Annotated in this window: 25 protein-coding genes and 1 rRNA gene (1 of these 26 only partly in view); 3 read left to right on the forward strand and 23 right to left on the reverse strand. The window is 37.8% G+C overall.

Annotated elements, in window-relative coordinates:
* The 4 genes from IGL90_RS11465 to IGL90_RS11480 form a co-directional block, all read right to left on the reverse strand.
* A 16S ribosomal RNA gene (locus tag IGL90_RS11465) occupies nt 1-824 on the reverse strand (it extends 737 nt beyond the left edge of the window).
* A 432-nt stretch (nt 825-1,256) separates the two neighbouring features.
* Nucleotides 1,257-1,505 (reverse strand): hypothetical protein, encoded by a 249-nt coding sequence (locus IGL90_RS11470; protein ID WP_002392518.1) that lies wholly within the window; start codon nt 1,503-1,505, stop codon nt 1,257-1,259.
* The gene (locus IGL90_RS11475; protein WP_002385270.1) at nt 1,489-1,860 is read right to left on the reverse strand and encodes a hypothetical protein; all 372 of its coding nucleotides are present in this window, start codon (nt 1,858-1,860) and stop codon (nt 1,489-1,491) included. Before IGL90_RS11475 ends, IGL90_RS11470 begins: the two co-directional genes overlap by 17 nt.
* A 64-nt stretch (nt 1,861-1,924) precedes the next feature.
* Nucleotides 1,925-2,293, reverse strand: a complete 369-nt coding sequence (locus IGL90_RS11480; RefSeq protein ID WP_002365178.1) for a CvfD/Ygs/GSP13 family RNA-binding post-transcriptional regulator — start codon at nt 2,291-2,293, stop codon at nt 1,925-1,927.
* Nucleotides 2,294-2,476: 183 nt separating this feature from the next.
* Here IGL90_RS11480 and IGL90_RS11485 point away from each other — a divergent pair, with 183 nt between their 5' ends.
* Nucleotides 2,477-3,643 (forward strand): MalY/PatB family protein, encoded by a 1,167-nt coding sequence (locus IGL90_RS11485; protein WP_033595447.1) that lies wholly within the window; start codon nt 2,477-2,479, stop codon nt 3,641-3,643.
* Between the two features lie 33 nt (nt 3,644-3,676).
* Here the strand turns inward: IGL90_RS11485 and IGL90_RS11490 are convergent, their stop codons facing one another.
* Together IGL90_RS11490 and IGL90_RS11495 are read right to left on the reverse strand one after the other, a co-directional pair.
* Nucleotides 3,677-3,883 carry a DUF3955 domain-containing protein gene (locus tag IGL90_RS11490; RefSeq protein WP_002355151.1) on the reverse strand — a complete coding sequence of 69 codons (207 nt, stop codon included), beginning with the start codon at nt 3,881-3,883 and terminating at the stop codon, nt 3,677-3,679.
* A gap of 164 nt (nt 3,884-4,047) precedes the next feature.
* Entirely contained in the window at nt 4,048-4,638 is a 591-nt protein-coding gene (locus IGL90_RS11495; RefSeq protein ID WP_002361120.1) for a peptidylprolyl isomerase, read from the reverse strand.
* Between the two features lie 204 nt (nt 4,639-4,842).
* Here IGL90_RS11495 and IGL90_RS11500 point away from each other — a divergent pair, with 204 nt between their 5' ends.
* Both IGL90_RS11500 and IGL90_RS11505 read left to right on the forward strand, forming a co-directional pair.
* Entirely contained in the window at nt 4,843-5,853 is a 1,011-nt protein-coding gene (locus IGL90_RS11500) for an NAD(P)/FAD-dependent oxidoreductase (RefSeq protein ID WP_002368301.1), read from the forward strand.
* Between the two features lie 148 nt (nt 5,854-6,001).
* Nucleotides 6,002-6,964 (forward strand): phosphoglycerate dehydrogenase, encoded by a 963-nt coding sequence (locus IGL90_RS11505; protein WP_048738060.1) that lies wholly within the window; start codon nt 6,002-6,004, stop codon nt 6,962-6,964.
* Nucleotides 6,965-7,029: 65 nt separating this feature from the next.
* Here the strand turns inward: IGL90_RS11505 and IGL90_RS11510 are convergent, their stop codons facing one another.
* The 17 genes from IGL90_RS11510 to IGL90_RS11590 all read right to left on the reverse strand — a co-directional run bounded on the left by IGL90_RS11510 (nt 7,030) and on the right by IGL90_RS11590 (nt 23,860).
* Nucleotides 7,030-8,583, reverse strand: a complete 1,554-nt coding sequence (locus tag IGL90_RS11510; RefSeq protein ID WP_048738058.1) for a bifunctional metallophosphatase/5'-nucleotidase — start codon at nt 8,581-8,583, stop codon at nt 7,030-7,032.
* A 97-nt stretch (nt 8,584-8,680) separates the two neighbouring features.
* Nucleotides 8,681-9,961, reverse strand: coding sequence for an extracellular solute-binding protein (locus IGL90_RS11515; RefSeq protein ID WP_002359172.1), 1,281 nt, complete (start codon nt 9,959-9,961; stop codon nt 8,681-8,683).
* Nucleotides 9,962-9,984: 23 nt separating this feature from the next.
* Nucleotides 9,985-11,274: an MBL fold metallo-hydrolase gene (locus IGL90_RS11520; RefSeq protein ID WP_048738057.1), complete on the reverse strand. Its 1,290-nt coding sequence runs from the start codon at nt 11,272-11,274 to the stop codon at nt 9,985-9,987.
* Nucleotides 11,258-12,076 carry a carbohydrate ABC transporter permease gene (locus tag IGL90_RS11525; protein WP_002355144.1) on the reverse strand — a complete coding sequence of 273 codons (819 nt, stop codon included), beginning with the start codon at nt 12,074-12,076 and terminating at the stop codon, nt 11,258-11,260. Before IGL90_RS11525 ends, IGL90_RS11520 begins: the two co-directional genes overlap by 17 nt.
* A gap of 4 nt (nt 12,077-12,080) precedes the next feature.
* Complete coding sequence (locus tag IGL90_RS11530) at nt 12,081-12,956, reverse strand: carbohydrate ABC transporter permease (protein ID WP_002355143.1); 876 nt, start codon at nt 12,954-12,956, stop codon at nt 12,081-12,083.
* Nucleotides 12,956-14,089: an ABC transporter ATP-binding protein gene (locus IGL90_RS11535; RefSeq protein ID WP_002396511.1), complete on the reverse strand. Its 1,134-nt coding sequence runs from the start codon at nt 14,087-14,089 to the stop codon at nt 12,956-12,958. The genes IGL90_RS11530 and IGL90_RS11535 overlap by 1 nt, the downstream gene beginning before the upstream one ends.
* 146 nt (nt 14,090-14,235) lie before the next feature.
* Entirely contained in the window at nt 14,236-15,174 is a 939-nt protein-coding gene (locus IGL90_RS11540; RefSeq protein ID WP_002378890.1) for a glycosyltransferase family 2 protein, read from the reverse strand.
* 202 nt (nt 15,175-15,376) lie between these two features.
* Nucleotides 15,377-15,706 (reverse strand): HesB/YadR/YfhF family protein, encoded by a 330-nt coding sequence (locus IGL90_RS11545; protein WP_002355140.1) that lies wholly within the window; start codon nt 15,704-15,706, stop codon nt 15,377-15,379.
* A 54-nt stretch (nt 15,707-15,760) separates the two neighbouring features.
* Entirely contained in the window at nt 15,761-16,426 is a 666-nt protein-coding gene (locus IGL90_RS11550) for a potassium channel family protein (protein WP_002355139.1), read from the reverse strand.
* 103 nt (nt 16,427-16,529) lie between these two features.
* Nucleotides 16,530-17,162 (reverse strand): response regulator, encoded by a 633-nt coding sequence (locus IGL90_RS11555; RefSeq protein ID WP_002355137.1) that lies wholly within the window; start codon nt 17,160-17,162, stop codon nt 16,530-16,532.
* Nucleotides 17,137-18,240 carry a sensor histidine kinase gene (locus IGL90_RS11560; protein WP_002365182.1) on the reverse strand — a complete coding sequence of 368 codons (1,104 nt, stop codon included), beginning with the start codon at nt 18,238-18,240 and terminating at the stop codon, nt 17,137-17,139. The genes IGL90_RS11555 and IGL90_RS11560 overlap by 26 nt, the downstream gene beginning before the upstream one ends.
* Nucleotides 18,237-18,968, reverse strand: coding sequence for a cell wall-active antibiotics response protein LiaF (liaF, locus tag IGL90_RS11565; protein WP_002381168.1), 732 nt, complete (start codon nt 18,966-18,968; stop codon nt 18,237-18,239). Before liaF ends, IGL90_RS11560 begins: the two co-directional genes overlap by 4 nt.
* Nucleotides 18,969-19,118: 150 nt before the next feature.
* A complete protein-coding gene (gene greA, locus IGL90_RS11570; RefSeq protein ID WP_002355133.1) occupies nt 19,119-19,598 on the reverse strand; it encodes a transcription elongation factor GreA in 480 nt (159 codons plus the stop codon).
* A gap of 260 nt (nt 19,599-19,858) precedes the next feature.
* Nucleotides 19,859-21,244, reverse strand: a complete 1,386-nt coding sequence (gene mltG, locus IGL90_RS11575; RefSeq protein WP_002415850.1) for an endolytic transglycosylase MltG — start codon at nt 21,242-21,244, stop codon at nt 19,859-19,861.
* Nucleotides 21,245-21,451: 207 nt separating this feature from the next.
* The gene (locus IGL90_RS11580) at nt 21,452-22,129 is read right to left on the reverse strand and encodes an HAD family hydrolase (RefSeq protein ID WP_002386325.1); all 678 of its coding nucleotides are present in this window, start codon (nt 22,127-22,129) and stop codon (nt 21,452-21,454) included.
* A gap of 74 nt (nt 22,130-22,203) precedes the next feature.
* A complete protein-coding gene (wecB, locus tag IGL90_RS11585) occupies nt 22,204-23,355 on the reverse strand; it encodes a non-hydrolyzing UDP-N-acetylglucosamine 2-epimerase (RefSeq protein WP_048738054.1) in 1,152 nt (383 codons plus the stop codon).
* A gap of 13 nt (nt 23,356-23,368) precedes the next feature.
* Nucleotides 23,369-23,860, reverse strand: a complete 492-nt coding sequence (locus IGL90_RS11590; protein WP_048738052.1) for a gamma carbonic anhydrase family protein — start codon at nt 23,858-23,860, stop codon at nt 23,369-23,371.
* Nucleotides 23,861-24,100 lie beyond the last annotated feature (240 nt).

The raw sequence follows: 24,100 nt of genomic DNA on the forward strand, positions 1-24,100 counted from the left end.
GGACTACCAGGGTATCTAATCCTGTTTGCTCCCCACGCTTTCGAGCCTCAGCGTCAGTTACAGACCAGAGAGCCGCCTTCGCCACTGGTGTTCCTCCATATATCTACGCATTTCACCGCTACACATGGAATTCCACTCTCCTCTTCTGCACTCAAGTCTCCCAGTTTCCAATGACCCTCCCCGGTTGAGCCGGGGGCTTTCACATCAGACTTAAGAAACCGCCTGCGCTCGCTTTACGCCCAATAAATCCGGACAACGCTTGCCACCTACGTATTACCGCGGCTGCTGGCACGTAGTTAGCCGTGGCTTTCTGGTTAGATACCGTCAGGGGACGTTCAGTTACTAACGTCCTTGTTCTTCTCTAACAACAGAGTTTTACGATCCGAAAACCTTCTTCACTCACGCGGCGTTGCTCGGTCAGACTTTCGTCCATTGCCGAAGATTCCCTACTGCTGCCTCCCGTAGGAGTCTGGGCCGTGTCTCAGTCCCAGTGTGGCCGATCACCCTCTCAGGTCGGCTATGCATCGTGGCCTTGGTGAGCCGTTACCTCACCAACTAGCTAATGCACCGCGGGTCCATCCATCAGCGACACCCGAAAGCGCCTTTCACTCTTATGCCATGCGGCATAAACTGTTATGCGGTATTAGCACCTGTTTCCAAGTGTTATCCCCCTCTGATGGGTAGGTTACCCACGTGTTACTCACCCGTCCGCCACTCCTCTTTCCAATTGAGTGCAAGCACTCGGGAGGAAAGAAGCGTTCGACTTGCATGTATTAGGCACGCCGCCAGCGTTCGTCCTGAGCCAGGATCAAACTCTCATAATAAAAGTTAGAACAATCTTACGATTGTTAAGCTCAATTTGTTTGCTAGCATATTGCTTGCTTGTTAAAAATGTTTGTTGTCTTGAATTGAATCAAGACGCCCTACACATTTGGTTCGTCTATTCTTTGTTCAGTTTTCAAAGGTCTACGTTACCTCGCAGCAACTTTTATATCATAACAAACTTTCGTTTGAATGTCAAGAACTTTTTTAAAAAGTTTTTTAAGTTGTTTCGCTCGGTTGTTGTTGTCTGTTGTGACAACTTCTATATCTTATCACCTCGCTTGTTATTTGTCAACAACTTTTTCGTTGTTTTTTCAAACTTTTTTCGAGATATTTGAAATCAAGAATTGTTATTTAATTATTGATTTCTGAATCGCTCAGCTGTGTGACTCGCCTTGCGACATGTAATAATATATCAAGATTTTGATGTTTGGTCAACACTTTTTTTCAAAAAAATTAAAAGAAGTTTTCAATCTGTTTTCATTCTTTTCAATTATTTCGTTTTTAAACTTTTTAAATCCTAATTGTCTATCAAAACAGTTTAATTCCTTACTAAAAATCGAACAATTTGAATCATATATTTGAAATAGTTCGATTAACTTTTTTACGTACAACATAAAAAAAGAAAGAATCTGTTCGATTATCGACAGATTCTTTCTTTTTTGTTTAAAACATTGGGACACCTTCAATATGATATTTTGACCAAATCGTTTTTAATTCTGCAGGTGCTACCCATGTATAGTCTTTATCCATTTCATTTTTAAGTGCTTGTTCATCCATCTCGAAGACAAACAGCGGAACATTTTCTTTATTGATATGCGCGTTAGTTAATTCTACTAAGCTAATTGAAGTAACGTCCAATTGAACCTCTTCTTTGAACCATTGTAGCATACTAGCTAAACCCGTCATCTCATCAGAAACTTTTGCCATCGCAAACTCAATCGCTTCACCTATTGGATGCATCAAAAATTTTTTACTACCATCGTTTAAGTTCAGTATGATTGTTCCAGCGACTTTTTTGTTAGACACGACATCCACCTCAATTAATTTTTAGATTCACTAACAAAAGAAATTGTAACACACTTTCTGAAAAAATACAGAATTATTTTTCAAGCAACTTATCCATTGCTTCATCAATCCATTCTGGAAGTTCTTTGTCTAAGGTTGCAAAGCCAATTTTTTTATTCTTATCCGTAAAATATTTTTTGCGTCGATGGTTCACTGAATGAACTTTGTCTTCAAGGGTCCGTAAAGATAAGCTAATCTTTTGAGAATATTCATCAACATCAATAACTTGAACGGTTACTTTTTGTCCAACGGTTAAGAGTCCATGGATATTTTTAGTAAAGCCAGCTTGTACTTCCGAAACATGAATCAGTCCTTGTGTTTCTTCGTCTAAAGAAACAAATGCACCATATGGTTGAAGTCCGGTAATTGTGCCAGAAAGTACCATACCAATTTTGTACTTCATCAAATTTCCTCTTTTCATACGATAAATTTCTTTTTCCGTTTCTACTCATTTAAAATAATAGCATTTTTTCAACGTTTGTGCATTATTTCTTCCCTAGTTGTTAAAACAATTGTTTCATCTTTTAAGCAAAATCTACTATACTATAGGAAGTAAGACTTTATATAGAAGAAAAGGAGTTATCTTATGTTTAATTTTAATGAAACCATTGATCGTCGCCACACGAATTGTGTTAAATGGGACACCGTTGAAACGAGTTACCACGAAAAAGATTTACTACCTTTATGGGTTGCTGATATGGATTTCAAAGTACATCAGCCTATTCTTGATGCCTTGTCACAAGTTATTGAACAGGGCATTCTAGGATATGCAGTGGCACCTAATGAACTGTATCAAGCAATTCAAGATTGGCAACGGCAACACCATCAATTGATTGTTGAAAAAGAAGAAATTTTGTTTAATAGTGGCGTGGTACCCAGCTTGGCCACAGCCGTTCAAGCGTATACAGCACCTGCTGATTCTGTCATGATTTGTGATCCAGTCTACCCCCCTTTTGCAGATGTGGTAAAACAAAATGAGCGTAGACTTGTGTGCCATTCTTTACTAGAAGTTAACGGACATTATGAAGTTGATTTGGTTAAAATGGAACAACAGATAATCGAAGAAAAGGTGAAACTGTTACTTTTTTGTAATCCCCATAATCCTGGTGGACGTGTTTGGACAAAAGAAGAATTGCTAGCAATTGGCCGTTTATGCCAAAAACACCAAGTAACTGTAGTTAGCGATGAAATTCATCAGGATTTGATTTTCAAACCGCATACCTTCACTTCCTTCACTGTTGCTGATGAAGCATTTAAGGAATTCACTGTTACCTTAACAGCGGCAACGAAAACCTTTAATTTAGCGGGTATTAAAAATTCAATGCTGTTCATTCCTAATGAAAAACTACGGCAATCTTTCGTATCTTTACAAGACAAAAATCATCAAGGCGGTATCAATACTTTTGGCTACGTTGGAACGGCAGCTGCCTATCAAACAGGGGAAGAATGGCTAACGGCGTTACTTGATTATTTAAAAGAAAATATTGATTTTGCCCTTTCCTTTTTCCGTGAAGAGCTGCCTAGCGTTCGTGTAATGGAGCCTGAAGGAACCTATCTTTTATGGTTAGACTTTAGTTCTTATTCGCTAACGGATCGGGAACTTCGCGATACCTTAATTCATAAGGGGAAAGTGGTTCTAAATCCAGGAATTAGTTTCGGTCCCCAAGGTTCTCAACACATGCGTTTAAACTTAGCTTGTTCAAAAGAAACTCTCGAAGAAGGCCTTTTACGTATCAAAAAAGCTTTTAATTAAAAACAGCTGTCCTAGTTTTTAGGACAGCTGTTTTTAATTCTTTCTTTTGCGTTTAGCTAAATAAACTCTGACGAACCAGATACCTGAAAATAGAAGTAAAATTTCTCCAATTATGATTGTATAAAATCCTGGTTCATGAACGATTCCTTGCTGATCTACATACGTAAAAAACGTTCCTATAAATGGGAGTATTACTGCAAACAAAGCCAAGGCCATTGGATATCTGTATTTTTCTAACAAATTTGGTTCCTCTCCTTCTATTCTTTAACTCAGTATCCTATAAAGACTTCATTAAAAGAAGCGATTTGGATGCTTTTAAAAAAAAGTTAGTCGTTTTAAGAAAAAAATAAAGAGTACCAACGAATTTGTCCCTCGTTGGTACTCTCTTTTTCAATTGGTTAAACTTATTCACCAATGATTTCAACTGTGTCCATGACGACGTCAAATGTTGGACGGTCTTGGGCATCCCGTTGGACTCCACCAATTTCATCCACTACATCCATACCATCAACAACATGACCAAAAACAGTATGACGGAAGTCTAACCAAGGTGTTCCGCCTTGTTTGTAAGCTTCAATAATTTCTTCTGGAAAACCAGCATCTTCTAACTGACTCATCATTTGAGCTGGAACATTTTGATTAGTAACAACAAAGAATTGGCTGCCATTTGTGTTAGGACCAGCATTTGCCATTGACAATGCGCCACGCAAATTGAAAACATCCCGAGAAAATTCATCCTCAAATGCTTCTCCATAAATACTTTCGCCGCCCATTCCTGTTCCGGTTGGGTCACCGCCTTGAATCATAAAATCAGGAATCACACGATGGAAAATAACGCCATCATAGTAGCCCTTTTTCGCTAATTCAACAAAATTTTCAACCGTTTTAGGCGCTTGTTCTGGGAATAATTGAACAGTGATGTCGCCTCGGTTTGTTTTAATGACCGCTTTTGGGCCTTTAGCATTTTCTAAATCTAATTGTGGAAATTGTGACATGAGAATGTCCTCCTAGATAATTATTTTATAGTTCCATCATATCGAAAAATGCTGAAAATTGCTATGATCTTTTTCCAATGATTAAAGAATGCTTTGATTCGTTAGCCAAACTTGCTTTTTTCGAAAAGCCGTGCTATTTTGTGAAGTGTTCGCAAAACGATCAATAGTTGTCTCAACCCTAAATGAATTAGGAGGAATTTTCAAATGTCTGATGAAAAAGATATTTATGATTTAACAATTATCGGCGGCGGTCCTGTTGGATTATTTGCCGCTTTTTATGCGGGAATTCGTAAAGCGAAAACGAAAATCATTGATAGCCTGCCGCAATTAGGTGGTCAGCTAACAATGCTGTATCCCGAAAAATATATTTATGATATTCCTGGATTCCCTGCTATTAAAGCCGGTGAGTTAATTGCCAATTTGGAAAAACAGATGCAGCCATTTCAGCACGATGTTTGTTTGGAAGAAGAGGTCACACACCTTGCACAGGAAGCAGATGGACTTCTGCGCTTAGACACAACTAAAGGCACACATTATTCTAAAACGGTTATCTTTGCGATTGGTAACGGTGCTTTCCAACCTCGACGTTTAGCTATCGAAAATGTTGAAGCCTTTGAAGGTGAGTCAATCCATTATTATGTGACTGACATGAAAAAATTCGCTGGCAAAAAAGTTGCGATTGCTGGTGGCGGCGATTCCGCAATTGACTGGGCTTTAATGCTAGAAAACGTTGCAGAAGAAGTATCTATTATCCATCGTCGCCCACAATTTCGCGGCCATGAACATAGCGTGGAACAACTGGAAAAATCTAGTGTTTCTATCAGAACTCCTTATATCATTAGTGATATTTTAAAGGAAAACGAAACGTTCACAGGCATCCAATTAACGGAGACAAAAGGTGACCAAACATTGGATCTCCCTCTGGATGATTTAATTATCAATTATGGCTTCACTTCTTCTTTAACACACCTCAAAGAATGGGGATTAGACGTTTCTAGAAATGCTATTAATGTTCATTCCGATATGTCAACTAACATTCCTGGTGTATACGCTGTAGGGGATATCTGTTCCTATGAGGGAAAAGTGAAATTAATCGCTACAGGATTTGGTGAGGCACCTACTGCCGTAAATAATGCTTTACATTACTTACGGCCCGATGCTCGACGTCAACCAGTTCATAGTACAAGTTTATTTGAAAACGGCGTACCTAAATAAGGTTAGCACTGGACTTTAGCAGTTTTTAAGCCAAGGACAAAAATCTAAATCGGATTTTTGTCCTTGGCTTTCTGCTTTACTGAAAAGCCTTTCTTTTTCTCTTTTAAATTTATTTTTGATACAATAAAAAGTGCTAGGAGGAAGAAAGATGAACCAACCAATTATTTATTTAAATGAAGTATTCAACGAAGAACAACTGGAACAAGTGAAAGCTGTGGCGCCCAATTATCTAGTTAAAACATCTACTGATCATTTATCCTCTGCTGAAGAAGAGGCAATCGAAATTATGTTAGGCTGGCATAAAGAAATTGGTCCGCGTTTATTAGCCTCTGATACTAGTCACCTAAAATGGATTCAGCTCATTTCTGCTGGTGCTGATTATATGGATTTTGATAAATTAAGAGAAAAAGGCATTCTGTTGTCTAATGGTAGCGGAATCCATAGTGTTTCTATCTCAGAACATGTTTTAGGCGTTTTATTAGCACATACTCGCGGACTGCAAGAAAGTATCCAACAACAAATGCAACACACATGGAATCAAACAGCCCCTTCCTATCAACAACTTTCTGGGCAAAAAATGTTAATCGTAGGCACTGGGCAAATCGGACAACAATTAGCTAAATTTGCTAAAGGTTTAAATCTTCAAGTTTATGGCGTGAATACCTCTGGACATGTGACGGAAGGCTTCATTGAATGCTATTCACAGAAGAATATGAGTAAAATTATCCATGAAATGTCCATTGTTGTGAACATTCTTCCTTTGACTGAAACAACAAAACATTTATACAATCAGGCACTTTTTGAAAAAATGGCTCCTGAAACAATTTTCGTAAATGTTGGTCGCGGCGCCTCAGTAGCAACGAGCGATTTGATAACTGCTTTAAACAATAAAACCATTGCTTTTGCTGCCTTAGATGTCTTTGAAGAAGAACCTCTTCCCGAAGATAGCCCTTTATGGGAGATGCAGAATGTTTTACTAACACCTCATATTTCTGGCATGACACCGAAGTTCAAATCAAAATTACTGGCGATTTTTATTCCAAACTTAAATCAATTTGTGACAGATCAAACCCTCGTCAAAAACCAAGTTTCCTTAAAAAAAGGCTATTAACTCAAAAAAAGGCCTTCAACCATCTTTCAAGTAATTGCATGGTTGAAGGCTTTTTTTGCTATTTTTTACCAGATAACCCTGAAGTTATCATTTGTCGACGCTTGAATGATTGGATGTTTTTTTAAATATTCTGCAATCAGTTCCGTCATGTCAATTTGGATTTCTCGAATAATTTTTTCAGGTTGGAACATTTGATAGTTTCCGCCACCGACTGCTCGGTATTGATTTGTCACGATTTCCAAAACATCTTCTGCTTGCACTGCTTTGCCATGATAATTAAGTTTCGTCACTCTTTCACCAAACGGTTGTCTTAAATCAAGCGTATACTCAATGCCTTCATACATATCATAATTATAGTATTGTGGTTTTGGATCGACATATTTCGGGTTAAAAATTGGTTGGCCTTTTTCTAACACAAAATAAGTAGCGCTTTGTTCTAACGCTTCACGGAGGTCTTGTCCAGTGACACGCAATACAGCCAAGGTATTTGGATAAATATAGTTGGTAATGATATCGCGCATCGTAATTTGGTTATTAAACCCTTTGCCTTCATTGTTAAAAAGTGCAGTCCCTGAAATATCCGTTCCGCTTGAAGCCATTTGGACGTTATTAATAAATTCTATATATGGATGTTCTTTTAGGCGTACGGCATTCGGATTTTGAATCGTCATATCCCCTTCCACATTTCCCACTGGTTGGTCAAGCCACTCTTCTACCTCGTCATGTAACGCTGTTGTCAAAGCTAAAACTTCTGTATCTGGTTGTTCGTTTCCAACAGGATGAATAGCTGCATCACTTCCGATAACGCGATAGCCTTTAGCCATAGGTTCAATTTCTAAAGTAATTTCTCCAACAAAAGCTCCTCGAAAACCTGGTTGAATCACAGGTATTCCATTCAGTTTTGTAGCAATTTCTCGATGTTGGTGACCAGTGACTAAGGCATCAATCCCAGGAACTTTTTCCAATAAATCGTAGCCTTCATTTTCTCCTGTTAGTAATTCCGTGAGTTCCCCTGTTTCTAAATCTTTTTCAAAACCGCCATGGTAAGCGACAACAACTAGGTCCGCTTCTTCCCGCAGTTTTGGCACGTATTCTGCCGCTGTTTCAACGACACTTTTAAACGTTAAATCTTTGACTGTTGCCGGCTGTTCCCAATGAGGAATATATTGAGTCGTCACGCCAAGGATGGCTACTTTAACCCCTTGTTTTTCTATGATGACATACGGCTGACCGAAATAAGGTTGTCCATCTTTACCAAGAATATTGGCAGCTAAAACTGGCTGTTGATAACTGGCAATCGTTTCCTTTAAATAATCTAATCCGTAATTAAATTCATGGTTGCCTAAAATGCTAACATCATAATTCATTTGATTAATGATTTTAGTGATGGCTTCCACTGAATGTGTTTCTGCTTTTCTTACGTAGTAACTAAGCGGCGAACCTTGAATAAAATCCCCATTTTCAATTTGAAAAACTGGTCCTTTGGCAGACGCCCGTAACTTTTTCAGCATGGTTGCTGCTTTTGCGGTTCCAAAAGGCAAATCCATCTTTTTTTCACTATAACTTGTCGGCATAATATACCCATGCATATCACTTGTTGCTAAAATTTTTATTTGCATTTTGTTTCTCTCCTTCTTCCGCCCAAAAGAACAGGAAGGTTAGAACACGAGCCATAACGACTCAGATCCCAACCTCCCACGTCTGTTTATTTATTGATTATTGGTTCCATGCTTGTTCAAATTGTGACGTTGCATCTTTCAATAATTTTTTCGTGTCTTTATTTGATGAAGCAAAAATACTTTCCATAATTGTCCGCATTTCATTATAGGCTGAATCAGCATTTTCTTCTACTGGGATAGCGAATAAATCTTTTACTGCGTTTTCAAGTTGTGCAGGTACTTTGGTTGTCTTAGAATTTTTGTACTCATCACTGTGTAAAACAGATTCTAAAATTGGCATATAACCTGTTTGTTGTGCCCAGTACAATTGTGAATCAGGCGTAGCTAAGAATTTCATGAATTCAAATGCCGCTGTCCGTTGTTCTGGCGTAGCACTATCGAACATATAAATATCTGTTCCTTGTTGTAAATTGATTTTTTCAGGACGTGGTGCAACACCGTATTCATAGCCACCAGCTTCAGCATCTTTTTGAACAAAACCAGCACCAGCAATACTACCGACAAACATCGCTACCTTTTTGTTTGCAAATGGGCCAGATAAATATTTATCTGAACCAGCTGTGCGGAAGTAACCTGCTTCGATACCATCACGGTAATAGTCCACGACTTCTTGTGAATCTTTGCTTGTTAAATCTAAGTCTTTATTAAAATCAACGCCTTTGTTTTTCATTCCAATTGCGTAATAGTTATTTAACGAGTCAAAACCAGCACCAACGACTTCTTTGTTGGATTTTTCGTAAATTGTTTTAGAAGCTTCTTTTAATTCCTCTAATGTTTTCGGTACTTCAACACCATATTCTTTCAACAAATCAGCATTATAGAATAACATTTCTGTCGATTTATTAAATGGAATGCCGTATTGTTTGCCGTCGATTTTGGCGCCGTCTAACAATACTTCACGAATTGGCTCTGCATCTTTCCAGCCGATTGTGTCATCATCCATATATGGTTTTAAGTCCACTAACATTTCATCTTGTGCAGCATTCCATAACCAGCCTGGGTACGCTTGCGTAATTGTTGGTAAATCTTTTGGTGAAGTTAAAGTCGAATTGATTTTGGCTTGTAAATCAGGGTAAGCAGATTGATTTTGTAATTCCACTTTAATTTTTGGATTTTCTTTCATGAAGTCTTTCGTTAATTTTGTTAACGCTTCTTCTTGAACCCCATTCATTGCATGCCAGAAAGTGATTGTCGTATCTTCCTTCACTTCTTTCACAATATCGTTTGATTCTTTGGCCCCATTACCGTTACCACAAGCCCCCAATGCGAAAATAGCTGCGGTTGCTAACACTGTTGTTGCTAGAGTTTTGAACTTCATTTTTTTCTCTCCCTTAAAAAAATTTATAAAACAATTTGCTCGCCACGTTCTGGCAATATTCTTTCACCATACGGGTTTTCCAGTTTTTCTGGTTTTAACGTATGGATTGGAACCAATACTTGAGGTTCAATCAATGCAATAATTTTATCCAGATCTTCTGGAATTGCATGTCCTGAACAAGCTAAACGGACAAAAGTAATGTCTTTTTTAGCCAACAAATCTAAAAACACGCGATACTGTGGATCAAAGTCCCCTAACGGTTGCGCATCACTGTGAATGTATAAACTACCTTCTTGGAGGTTGTCAAACTGGTTCACAACTTGCCACAAATAGTCTGTTTTGTCCTTTAGTAACGTGTCATACGGGATTTCTAACGCTGGATTCAATTCTGATATTTTACCAGATTCAGCATAATAATAACGAACTTCTATTCCAAATACTTCAAGTAACAACGCAGCCATATTTGCTTCTAAAACGACTGTACGTGGTGACTTTTCAATAATCTTAGCAAAACGTTCCACGTTTGCTGGATAACCATTAAAGGTAATTTGTCGATTCGGGTTTTCTAGTTCTAAACGAACCAAGTGCTGAACAAGATCTTCTTCACTGACAACCGCTATTTGGGCTGGATCTGGTTCACGTTCTGGGAAGCTAATGCTTACGCCTTCCATCATTAATAATTCAGTATGTTTGGCTTTTTCACAAAAAGCTAAAGTCTCTTCACGATTATGGCCATGTAAGCGCAAATCACCTGTGTATGTGATGAAATGGTCAGGCGTGCGAATCAGTAATGCCGAAGCACCGTACGCATCATGATCAACAGGTACGATTTCCACTGAAATTTCGCCAACTTTAATCACATCGTTTTTATTAAGACCAATCATTTCTCGGGTAAAATTCTTTTCTTCAAACGGTGATGGAATCAAAAAATCACCTTTGCGATTTAAACTATTTAGAATCATTTTCGTTTCTTTTAGGGTGTACAACGGAACAGCTGGGTCTAAATAATTAATCATGCGTGAATGATCTAAATGGGCATGAGATAAGAAAACAGCGGTGTGTTGATACTCTTTGTCTTCTGCACCATGATATTCATAACCTAAACGTGGATCATATAAGTCTTTTAATTCTGGCACTAAACGATTATTAATTAAGGTTTCAATGTGATCATCAGGCAAATCTAATTCTGGTCGAAATTCTGTACCAAAATCAAAGAAGATGTGGGCATCTTTATACGCCACTTCAATCACGGTTCCTCCAATTGTTAAAATGCCACTGTGAAAAGTCACAGTTGTTTTAGCCTTTGATTCCATTTTTTGCAACTCCTCTGATAATTTCTTTTCTGAAAATCAAGTAAATAATTAAAATTGGAATAACGGTTAATGTTGCAGCAGCCATTTGTAAATGTACGTCACTACCGCTCTCTGTCGCAAAGGCCGATAGTCCATTATTCAATAGACGGTATTTTTTCTCGTTCGTCACCAACAATGGCCACAAGAAAGAATTCCAACTAGAAATAAATGTTAAAATCCCTACTGTTACCAACGCTGGTTTTGACATTGGTACTAAAATACGCCAAATGTATTCTAAATCACTAGCGCCATCAATCTTGGCAGCCTTATAAAAAGTATCAGGAATACCTTTTAAATACCCGTTTAAATAGTAAATATAAAAAATACTAGTTAAAAATGGAATAATTAAGGCGCTGTAAGTATTTAACAAACCTAATTGCGCAATCGTTTGATAATTGGTAAAAATAATAGATTCATACGGAACCATTAACAACGAAATCATCAAAGCAATGACCACATTTTTAAAACGGAACTTCAAACTCGTTAACGCGAATGAAGCTAACACGGCGGTGACTACCGTAGCAATCGTTGTAACACCTGAAACAAAGACTGTGTTTAAGAAATACCGAAGAAAGGGTGCTTTTTGAAAGACCTCTGTGTAGTTTTGCCATTGTGGTTGTTTCGGAAACATGGTTGGCGGCATGCTGGTCGCTTCAGAGTAACTCATTAAACCAGCTAAAATCATATAGACAAATGGAAATAACGTAATAACGGCTAAAATGCCTAAGAAAACAAATGCGATAATCGTTAAAACTTTTTTCATTGGCTTATTGCCCCACTTTCTTTAAGAGTTTATTTTGTAAGAAAGTGACCACTAAAATAATCACAAATAAAATCACTGTGGCGGCCATCGCAATTCCGGGACGCCCTGCAATGTGGAATTTGTCATAAATATAGTACACTGCGGTTGTGGCACTATTGGCAATCCCCGCACGACCACCGAATAAAGCATAAACTTGTGTATAAACTTTAAAGGCGCCAATTAAATTGACCGTTAATAAAAAGGCAATGGTCGGGACTAGTTGCGGAAACGTAATACGTCGGAAAATTTCGCCGTCTGAGGCACCAAACATTTTCGCTATTTTAAAGTGTTCTTCATCAATATTTCTCAACCCAGCCAACAAAATAATAATATTAAATGCTAAACTCGTCCAAACCCCAAAAATAATCAATGTTGGCATACTCATTTGAACATTATCTAGCCAGTTGACAGAAGGAATGCCGAAAAAGCCTAAGACGTAATTGACAATTCCATAATCGCCATTAAAGAAGTAACGGAAGACAATCCCAATGGCAATCGTACTCGTTACATAAGGCATAAAGAAAATCGTTTCAAAGAAACTCTTATGTTTAACTTTTTCAAAGATAATCCAAGCAATTGCTAGGGAAATTATCAAGGCAATCGGTACCACAGCAAATGCATAGAGCGCTGTATTTTTTAACGCTTTATAGAAGATTGGATCATTCAATACACGTTGATAATTTTCTAAACCAGCGTAGCGTTGGTTAATTAAGGAACCTTTTTGGAAGCTCATCCACAAAGAACGAAACAGCGGATAAACGCTAAACAGTAAAATGATTCCTAATGATGGCAGAAGGAAGAGCCATGCTTTTGGTTGATTTTCTGGATTGTATTTTTTCATTAGTAAACCCGGTCTCCCGCTTCGTTAAAGATAAATACTTTTTTATATGAAAAATCAAAAGATAAAGTGTCTCCTTCTTCAATCGCTTCTTCTACACTTACAATTGATTTCACTTGTTCATTTCCTAATGTAAATCGTAAAATACGTTCTCGACCAATCAATTCCACTAAATCTGTCGTTGTGGTAAAGAGACCTGTTTCAGCTGGTACCACATCTTCTGGACGAGAAGCAAACGTATATTTCCCGTCAGTCATTGGCATTTTAAAGCGTGCTTGCTCAAAACGCTCAAGCGGAATTTCAAAACTTTCGTGGTACATTTTGCCGTCTTTCACTTCAACAGACAATAAATTAATAATTGGGTTACCTATGAACTGAGCAACAAATAAGTTATTTGGTTCTAAGTAAAGGTTTTGAGGTTCATCATTTTGTTGAATAACCCCTTCGTTTAATAAAATAATTTTATCACTGATTGATAGCGCTTCCTCTTGGTCGTGCGTTACAAAGATTGTTGTAATCCCTACTTCTTTCACCAAGCGGCGGATTTCTTCACGAATTTTCAAACGCAAACGTGCATCCAAGTTACTTAAAGGCTCATCTAATAATAAAACATCTGGTTTTTGAACTAACGCCCGGGTAATCGCAACACGCTGTTGTTGACCACCAGAAAGTGTGCCTGGCTTTTTATGGCTTAACTCTTCAATATTCGTTAGTTTCATATATTCTTCGGCAATAGCTTGTGCCTCTGCCTTGGGAACTTTCTTACTTCCTACTGTCAAAGGAAACATTACGTTTTCTAGAACAGTCATATGTGGATATAAGGCATAGTTTTGAAAAACGAACCCGATGTTCCGATCTTTTGGTGCTGTTTTGACAACCGATTGCTGTCGAAACTGAATATCTCCATCACTTGGATGTAATAAACCTGCAATTAAGTTTAAAATTGTGGATTTCCCACACCCACTTGGTCCTAACAAACAAACCAAGTCCCCTTGCTCAATCGTAAAATTGACCGATTTTAACGCTTCAAACCCATTATCGAATACTTTTTTCAAGTCGATAACTTCTATCATGACCCAACCTCCAAAAAAACATTTAATAGCATACCTTTTGATTTTAACATTTATTTCTTGCAACCGCGAGAGCAAAGCTGTTTCATTAAGATAAAAATAGGTAAAGTTAATGTATTTTTTATGTAAAAAATGTTGTTTTTCTGAAAAGCCTATTTACACTTTTTTTAATGCACAACAAAAAAACAGAGAATTTTTCTCTGCTTTTTTGGTTATTTTTTAGAATCTTTTTCTGATTCCTTTACAATATAAATTGGTCGTTTTTTCGTTTCTAAGAAAATTTTGCCGATATATTTGCCAATAATTCCTAAACATAATAGTTGCAAACCACCTACAAAAAGTACAATACAAACCATTGAAGGCCAGCCGCTCGTTGGATCACCATTAACTAATGTTCGAAAGATAATCACTAACATTGCTAGTGCAGAACCAATACACGAAAAGGCGCCAACGTATGAAGCAATATTCAATGGTGTTTCTGAAAAATTGACAATCCCGTCAATTGAATAACTTAATAGACTCCAGAAAGACCAAGAGGTTTCTCCAGCAATTCGTTCTCGATTTTTAAATTCAATATATTCTGTTTTAAAGCCGACCCAACTAAAAATCCCTTTTGAAAAACGATTATACTCAGATAACTCTAAAATCGCATCGACCATTTGTCGGGTCATGACACGGAAGTCACGGGCACCATCCACCATTTCCGTCTCAGCAATTCGATTAATGAGTTTATAGAACATCCGTGCAAAAAAGCTACGAATGGGCGGTTCGCCGTCTCTTGTTATGCGTCGTGTGCCAACACAATCTAAATCTGTACTGGTTTCAATCATCTCAATCATTTGAGGTAATAACTCAGGCGGGTCTTGTAAATCAACGTCCATGACTGTCACTAAGTCACCTGTTGCTTCTTTTAAACCAGCGTATAAGCCCGCTTCTTTCCCAAAATTTCGTGAAAAAGAAAGATAACGGACCTTCTCTGGATGTTCGCGATAAAGCTGTCTTAAAACAGCTAACGTATTGTCTTTTGAGCCATCATTCACAAATATATATTCTACTGAATGAGACAGTTTCTGGCTAATTTTTTCTACTTCTTCAAAAAACAGCGGAATCGCTGCTTCCTCATTATAACAAGGGACAACAATTGATAACATTTTATTTCCTCCACACTTCAGTTAATTATCATTATACCATATAATAGCCTTATTAAATAACGATATCCAACTAAAATAACTTAAATAGAAAGAACCTGAGAAAAAATCCAAAACGATTTTTTCTCAGGCTGACTAGCGGTTAAACGAAAGCAACAGAAATAGTCCTACGCACTACTTCAGCCTCTTTTGTTTAGCACTAAAATTATTTTGTTAAATCTTCTTGGTTTGCTTCAAATTGATAACGCGGCTCATCATTCTTTTCATCATAATCAACAATCAAATCATACCCTTTAAAGAACCAATCATCTGTTTCTTCAATAAAATAGGTAATCCCATCTAGGTTCTCTTTAATCATTGGCTCATCTGGCGCTTCTACAGACATCGCAATGGAAAAACCATCATGAACAGGTGTTTTTCCGTAAATTTTTCCGAAAAAACGAATGCCTGTCTCAGGCTGAACCCCGGTTTCTTCTTTAAACCATTGTTGGGCTTTCGGTGTCACTTCTAATTTCATTCTTTGTTCCTCCTTCACATCTCTGTCGCCATTTATTGTAGCACAGCGCAGTGCTTTTAGAGAATAAAGTGCTTAGCCATTCATTTTTTCATCTAATAAATCCACGTCTGCGGTATCACCGATAACTAATAAATTGTCGTTTTCTCGAACAATTTCAGAAGCATCTGGCGAAGCAATTACTTCTGTTTTCGAGCGGCGAATCGCTACCACAGTTAAACCAAATCGCTGACGGAAATTTAATTCTGCTAAGGTTTTATTGTAAAATTTAGGATTGGTGACCCGAACCTCAGCTAATGAAAATTCGCTAGATAATTCAATATAATCTAAAATATTGCGTGAAACAAGTTTGTGAGCAATTCGAATGCCCATATCCCGCTCTGGGTGAACGACCATGTCTGCCCCAATTTTATCTAAGACACGGGCATGATATTCATTGACTGCTTTGGCCAAGACATTGGGAACCCCCATCTCTTTAACCATTAGTGTCACTAAAATACTCGCTTGAATATCTTCACCAATTGCCACCACTACGTGATCAAAATTCCGAATCCCTAAAGAACGCAACGTCATTTCATCTTGGGCGTTAGCCACCACTGCATGCGTTGCAATATTCATATATTCATTGACACGGTCTTCACTGCTGTCAATGGCCAAAACTTCTTGACCAGCTTCCACCAAAGTTTGGCATATGCTGCCGCCAAAACGTCCTAAACCAATAATTGCAAAATTTTGTTTCATTTCTTCTGACCGCTCCTGTCTGTTCGTTAAAATTAGTATAACAAATCCATAAATAAATTCCTAGAAGGATTTCCTAGAATTTATTTATGGATTTATCTGATATTTATTTGGCTAAACCATGTTGAAAAGCATAAATCGCCGCTTGGGTCCGATCATCCACATCTAGTTTTGCTAAAATGTTTGAAACATGTGTTTTAACTGTTTTCAAAGTGATAAAGAGTTCATCAGCTATTTCCTGATTACTTTTACCTTGTGCAATCAACATTAAAATTTCGTGTTCCCGGTTTGTCAAATCTTCGTGCAACACCGGCTCTTGTTTTTTTGTTAACCGTTCCATCATCTTATGCGTCACTTCAGGTTCCAACACACGCTCTCCGCGATAAGTCGCCCGAATTGCATCAGCAATCTCATGTGCTGTTGATGTCTTTAATAGGTAGCCCGCTGCACCAGCTTCAATCGCCGGATACACTTTTTCATCATCAATAAAACTCGTCACAATAATAATCTTGGCTTCTGGCCAATCTTTCAAGATCGCTTTTGTTGAATCAATGCCGTCCATTTCTTCCATTACCAAATCCATCAAAATAACATCTGGACGTAGTTCCAATGCTTTTTCATAGCCAATCTTACCGTTTTCTGCTTCGCCTACGACTTCTATATCCTCTTGAATAGATAAATATGATGAAACGCCTAAACGGACCATTTCATGGTCATCCACTAACATTACTTTGATCACTTGCAGTTTCCTCCTTTATGACAGGAACTTTAATTTCAACGCTGGTTCCCTGCCCTTTAAAACTAATAATTTTAACTGTACCGCCCATGCCGACAACACGTTCTCGAATATTATTTAAGCCATAACTACCGGCTTTATTACTTTGTTCCTTCATATCAAAGCCGACACCATCATCAACAATACGCAATAACACGTTTTTATCGACTTGGTGTAAGTATACCTCTAATTCCTTTGCTTTGGCATGTCTTAAGGTATTTGAAAGTAACTCCTGCACAATTCGGAAAAGATGATCCTCAATGCTGCTATTTAAATGAACATCTTCAACATCCCAAATCAATTCAATTTTAATTTTTGTTTGTAGTTCTTTCAGTAATTGTTCAATACCTTTACGCAAACTTTTTCCTTCTAGACTGATAGGACGCAAGTGCAATAGTAGCGCGCGCATTTCCGATTGGGAGGCATTAATGATTTCTGCCACCATGGCTAGTTGTTTACGATATGGTTCCGGGGTTTCTGTTCGTTGTGCTTGTTCATTTAATGCAGACAACATCATCATGGCTGCAAAAAGTTGTTGACTGACTGAATCATGCAACTCCCGCGCCAAACGATGCCGCTCGTTCTCTAAAATTTCTTCTTTTGTTTGCCCATCCATTAATTGCGGTCGACTGTTTAATAATTGCAATTCTTTAGACATCTCTAATAATTTATTTTTAATCGACCAAATATCTTGTTCGACTTCGGTTAGATAATGGTCTTGATTTTCACTGGTCGTTGGTTTGTTTAAGACTGGACTTTCATAATTACCGTTGGCCAATAACCGAAGTTTTTCTTCAATCCGTCCATATTGCCCTTTTTGAACCAATGAAATCAGTAAAAAGGTCAATAAGCCTATTAGTAAGGATATGAGAACAATGTGCACAATTAGTGGTAGATAAAAGACTTTTCTCTGAAGAAGCTCTAATAACCACCGGTTTTGTTTAATCGAATGAAAATATGAAAACAATGTAATTAAGATAACAATAAAGGTGCTAAGGGACGCATATAATGAAATCATGCGTCTTGAAATCCGATCGGTCATACACGGATCACCTCAACATCTCCTACTAAAGTGTTCGTCATAATTTTCAAACGACGAAGATTGGTATCATAATCATTGCTGTATATTTTTAATGATTCGTTTTTCAATTGATATTTTTCTTCTTCAAAACGTACCGTTCCGTAAAAAGTTGAATGTTCTAACAAAATAGCTACACCTAACGGCACTAGAATTCGCGTGCGGCCAAAACCTTTACGAATAATAATAATATTGTCTTCTTTCGGTAGTAGCGTATTACCTAAATCAATAATGGTGTCCCCAGAGATTAAATCAATATTGATATCGTCCCATTCATAGATATTGTTACCAATGCGTTCGTTGGCAAACCAGCGGCGTTTAAATCGTTTGCCATTTTTAGGTTCTTTTGCCGCCGTCTCCACCATAATCATTTGTTTTTTACGCCAAGGTGCTCGCTCAGCTATATCCACGCCTGAAATCTCAAAGCCTTTTAAGCCGATAAAGAGTACGCCAAAAATCAACATAAACCAAACAGCCGTGCTGTTCATTGCACCAATGACAATAAAAACAACGCCGAGGACGAATTGAAAGTTGTTAAAATGTGTTTTAGATGCTTTCCTGGAAACATAGGCCACAAGTAAAACGCCAATTGTTAATAAAACAGCTAATCCAGGATTATGTACAATTTGCCATAACGCCAGAATAAAAAGTAATGCTTCTGCGACGATAAAAAAGCGCCAAGGGTTATTCATAGATTTGCCTCCTCCCTCTGTCATTTATCTTACTCGTTTATTTTATTTAATCATAGTGGTTTGCGCCTCAGGTTACCATAGGACTTTAGCCCTAAATGTCATAGATTGCGAAAGGACAGGCCTTGGAAGCTGCCTGCCCTACTCAATTATTTAGTTTGCTTCAACTTTTGTAATTTTAACTGTCATGTCGCCACCAGGTGTTGCAATAATCACTTGGTCGCCTAATTGTTTACCAATTAAGGCTTGCGCAATCGGTGAATCGTTAGAAATTTTACCAGAAAATGGATCGGCTTCGGCACTTCCTACGATTGTGTATTCCTCTTCTTCTCCATCAGGCAATTCTTGGAAAGTAACTGTTTTACCGATGGAAACTTCGTCTTGGTCCACGCCATCATTATCGATGATTTCTGCAAAACGAATCATATTTTCTAACGTTGTAATACGTCCTTCAACGAAAGCTTGTTCATCTTTAGCTGATTCATACTCTGAGTTCTCTGAAAGATCCCCAAAGCTACGAGCGATTTTAATACGCTCTACGATTTCTTTACGTTTAATTGTTTTTAATTCTTCTAGCTCTTGTTCTAATTTTTCTTTTCCTTCAAGAGTCATTGGATATACTTTTTCTACCATGTTAATTCTCCTTTTTCGCTTAACGATACGTAGTTCTTGGTTGGTTATTGAAAAAAATTCCGCTTTCAATCCACAAAAGAGTACCACGCTTTTTCTAAATTGTAAATATAATTATTGAATTTTTGTGATTTTGCTAAATTTTATTTATATAAATTTCTAGTTGCTACTCTTTCCCTCTGCTAAACAGATTACTTTTTGAGTATCTAAAAGCTTGGTGAATCATACAAAATTGATTCACCAAGCTCTTTTATGTTTTCATTTTATTCACTACTTGAATTATTGACATACTGATCTACTAATACTTGATGTTCTTCATATGTTTTTGAGAAGTATACTTTTCCTGTAGAAATATCTGCTACAAAGTATAAATAGTCACTTGGTGTCGGATTCAAGACTGCTTTAATTGACTCCTCACTTGGGCTATCTAATGGTCCTGGTCCATAACCAGTATTTTTATACAAGTTATAAGACGAGTCCACTTCCAAGTCAGCATACGTTACAGTTTCTTTGTGTTCTCCTAGAGCATACAGAATAGAAATATCTGATTGGATCGGCATATCGGCAGCCAAGCGGTTAAAGAATACTTGCGCAATTTGTTTGCGGTCTGCTTCTTTGACTCCTTCTTTTTCAACCAATGAAGCTAACGTTAAGACTTGCTGATTGGTTAAATTCTTTGCATGAATTGTCGGCGTATATTGTTCCATTACTGTGTTCATTTTAGCAACCATCTGTTCGACAAATTCAGGAAGTGTTGCTTTTTTGTAGTAATCATAAGTTGCAGGGAACAAATAGCCTTCTAAGCGATAACGAACCCCTTCTGCAGTTGCAGCACTTTCAAGTAAATCAGGATACTTAGCCTTCATTTGATTGAAGAAGTCTTCGTTTTTCATTAATGCAATGAAATCTGCTTTCTTGAAATCTGTATTTTTTTCAATAGCTTCGCCAATTTTATCTATATCGTAGCCTTCAGGAATCGTTACTTTGCCATCTGCAATTTTAGTTGGTTCTGGCGTGCCTCCTTCTTTTAGCATTTCACCAATTTCATCGAGTGTCATGCTTGGAGACATTTGATAATAGCCCGCTTGAAAATCTGTTAAGTTTTTAAATTTTACGTAGTAGTTAAAAACCATTCCGCTTTTAATGACGTTGCTTTCTTCTAAAACCGCAGCAATTTGCTTATTAGAAGATCCTTCTGGGATATGCACTTGAACAAGCTTCTTATTGTTCTTGTCTAGTGGCTGTAGCCCAGCATCTACATATTTATAAAAAGTAAACCCAAAGATTGCCATCATTAAAACTAATACAGAAACTACAATTAACACGATACGACCGACTAAACGATCTTCTTTTTTACGTGTTTGTTTTTTTGTATTTGTTGGCTTTTCGTCTGTTTCAATCGGGGTTGGCTCTTCGACTGTCTGTGTTGTCTTGTCTTTCCCACGTCTTCGAGCAGCTCTAGAACCTGCACGTGTTTGTGTTGTGCGGCTCGCTGTTTCTTGTGATTCATCAGATGAAGGTTGGGGAGACCTATCATTTTTTTCAGAGGAATCAGGTTGATCGCCATCATTTCTACCTTTTAAAGACCCAGTTACTTGATCTCTAAGCGAAGATTTGGGATCTTGGTTATTTTGGTTATCATTAGCCAAAACTAACCCTCCTTACTATTCTATCGTTTATGACTGAAACTATTATACATGAAACCTCTTTAAAATTAAATGTTTTTAATAAAAAGACCGTCATTCCCCGATAAAAAATTCATCATTGACAACGTTTAAAGCCTATGATGGCGCTTTTCTATTGAAACGATAATAAATCTTAAAATCCTCCTAAATTTATCGAAAATCCATTTTCTATTAGGAATTTTGTAGCAAAATAGCACCTAAGTCTTTAGGCGATTGTACTAGGAATGTCGCTCCCGCCTCTTGTAACTCTGTTTCTTCACCAAATCCATACAAGACACCTATACTATCTAAGCCATTTTGTTGAGCACCAAGAATGTCATGATTACGATCACCAACCATGATAATCGCTTCTTTGGTTGGGTCTAATTGAGCTTCCGTTAATGCATACTGAATCACATCTGCTTTTTTAGAACGATGACCGTCCATACTCGCTCCATAGATGCCTGTAAAATAACGATCTAAATCAAAATGAGTAATAATCTTTTTAGCAAATTCTTCTGGCTTGGAAGTCGCAATGTATAACTTTGCTCCCGCTTCCTTTAACCTTGTTAGTACCTCTGGGATCCCTGGATACACATGGTTTTCAAACATACCTTTTCTCTGATAATACGCTCGATAATGACCCACGGCTTGTTGCGCTGCTTCAGCTGAAGGCGCCATGTGCAAAAATGATTCATATAAAGGCGGCCCTATGAAAGAACGTAACGTCTCCTCGCTAGGAGCTGGCCAGCCTAATTGTTCTGTTGCGTATAAAATAGAACGCATAATGCCGCTACCAGAATCCGTAATTGTGCCATCTAAATCAAATAAAATCGTTTGATACATCTTCACTTCACTACTTTCTAGCATTTTTTGTCTAATTGATTCTTCAAAATAAGATACGCAAAAGAAGCACATTTTTCAGCGCTTCTCTGCCTTTTTATTTATTTTGCTGTAAACGTATCTGGTTTTTTATCTGATTGCTGCATTTCATAGGCAATGGCTTCAACGATTCGGCGGCTAGCTTGACCATCCCCATACGGATTTTGTGCATGCGCCATCGCGTGGTAAGCATCAGAATCAGTCAATAATGTTTTCGCCTCTTGATAGACTACTTGTTCATCTGTACCAACCAATTTCAATGTTCCTGCCGCTACGCCTTCTGGACGTTCCGTTGTATCTCGTAAAACTAAAACTGGCACACCTAAGGAAGGAGCTTCTTCTTGCACACCGCCAGAATCAGTTAAAATTAAAGAACTTTTCGCTGCAAAATTTTGAAAATCTTTGACATCCAATGGTTCAATTAAATGCACACGAGCTAATTCACCTAAGTGTTCCGCTACTATTTCACGGACTTTGGGATTTTTGTGCATAGGGAAAATGACTTCAATTTCTGGATGTTCCATTACAAGTCGACGAACAGCTCTAAACACATTTGCCATTGGCAGGCCTAAATTTTCACGACGATGCATTGTGATTAGTACAATGCGTTGGTCTGTAGGGATTTTTTCCAATAAATCATTTTGATAGTGGGCATCAACGGTGTACACCATCGCATCAATCGCTGTATTGCCAGTTACATAAATATGTTCTTCTGGATGATTTTCTTTGATTAAATTGTCCTTACTTTGAGTGGTTGGGGCAAAATAAATATCAGTTAACACGTCTACCAGTTGACGATTCATTTCTTCCGGAAACGGAGAATATTTTTGCCAGGTCCGTAATCCTGCTTCCACATGTCCCACCGGAATCTGTTGATAAAAAGCAGCTAACGCAGCCGCAAATGACGTGGTAGTATCGCCATGAACCAAGACAATATCCGGCTGTTCTGTCACAAGAACCTCAGTTAATAAATTCAAAACACGACTTGTAATATCTGTTAAGGTTTGCCCATCTTTCATGATATTTAAATCATGATTCGGTGTAATTTGAAAATCTTCTAACACTTGATCCAACATTTGGCGATGTTGCGCTGTTACGACTACTACAGAGTCAAATCCTTGACTTTGCTCTTCTAAAACTTTGATTAAAGGGGCCATTTTGATTGCTTCTGGCCGTGTTCCAAAAACCGTCATTACTTTAATTTTCTTCATCATTTTCCTCCTAATTCTATGTTAGTTTCGGGTATTTTTGTTGGCGAAATTCTTCTGCTCGTTGAACATAATGTAAGGCGTTCATATGATTACTGGCTATTTCTGCTGCCGTTAACGGACGGATAACCTTCGCGGGTCGACCAAATGCTAAAACATTTGGCGGGATAATTTTGCCTTCTGTCACTAAAGAGCCCGCACCAATCAGGCTGTTTTCTCCAATAATAGCGTTATTTAGAATCGTTGAACCCATGCCAATCAAAGCACCATCACCGATTTTACAACCGTGTAACATGCATTGATGGCCCACCGTTACATACTTGCCTACAATTGTCGGGGCATCTTCATCAACATGAATAATCGTGCCTTCTTGAATATTACTACCTTCACCAATGGTAATTGTGTTACTGTCACCTCTTAAGACCGACTGAAACCAAATATTACTATCCTTTGCTAGTTGTACGTTTCCATAGACATCTGCACTAGCAGCAATAAAATATTCTTTTTTCAAACTCTGTCACCTCTTTTCATTAAGTATAGACAAGAATTCCTCACTTTCATAGTAAAAAAGACAAGAAAAGAGCGTGGGACAAAAATCACTTTGGATTTTTGCTCCACGCTCAAAAACTGATAAACGGCGGGAACAAAAGCAACTCCTTCGGAAATAAGCCGGAATTCTCCAAAAATTACAGAACAATTTTCGGAAATTCCTTCTTATTTCTCGGAGTTAAACGCTTCTGTCCCGACCTCT

Source organism: Enterococcus sp. DIV1307a (assembly GCF_050537425.1).
Taxonomy (GTDB): Bacteria; Bacillota; Bacilli; order Lactobacillales; family Enterococcaceae; genus Enterococcus; species Enterococcus faecalis.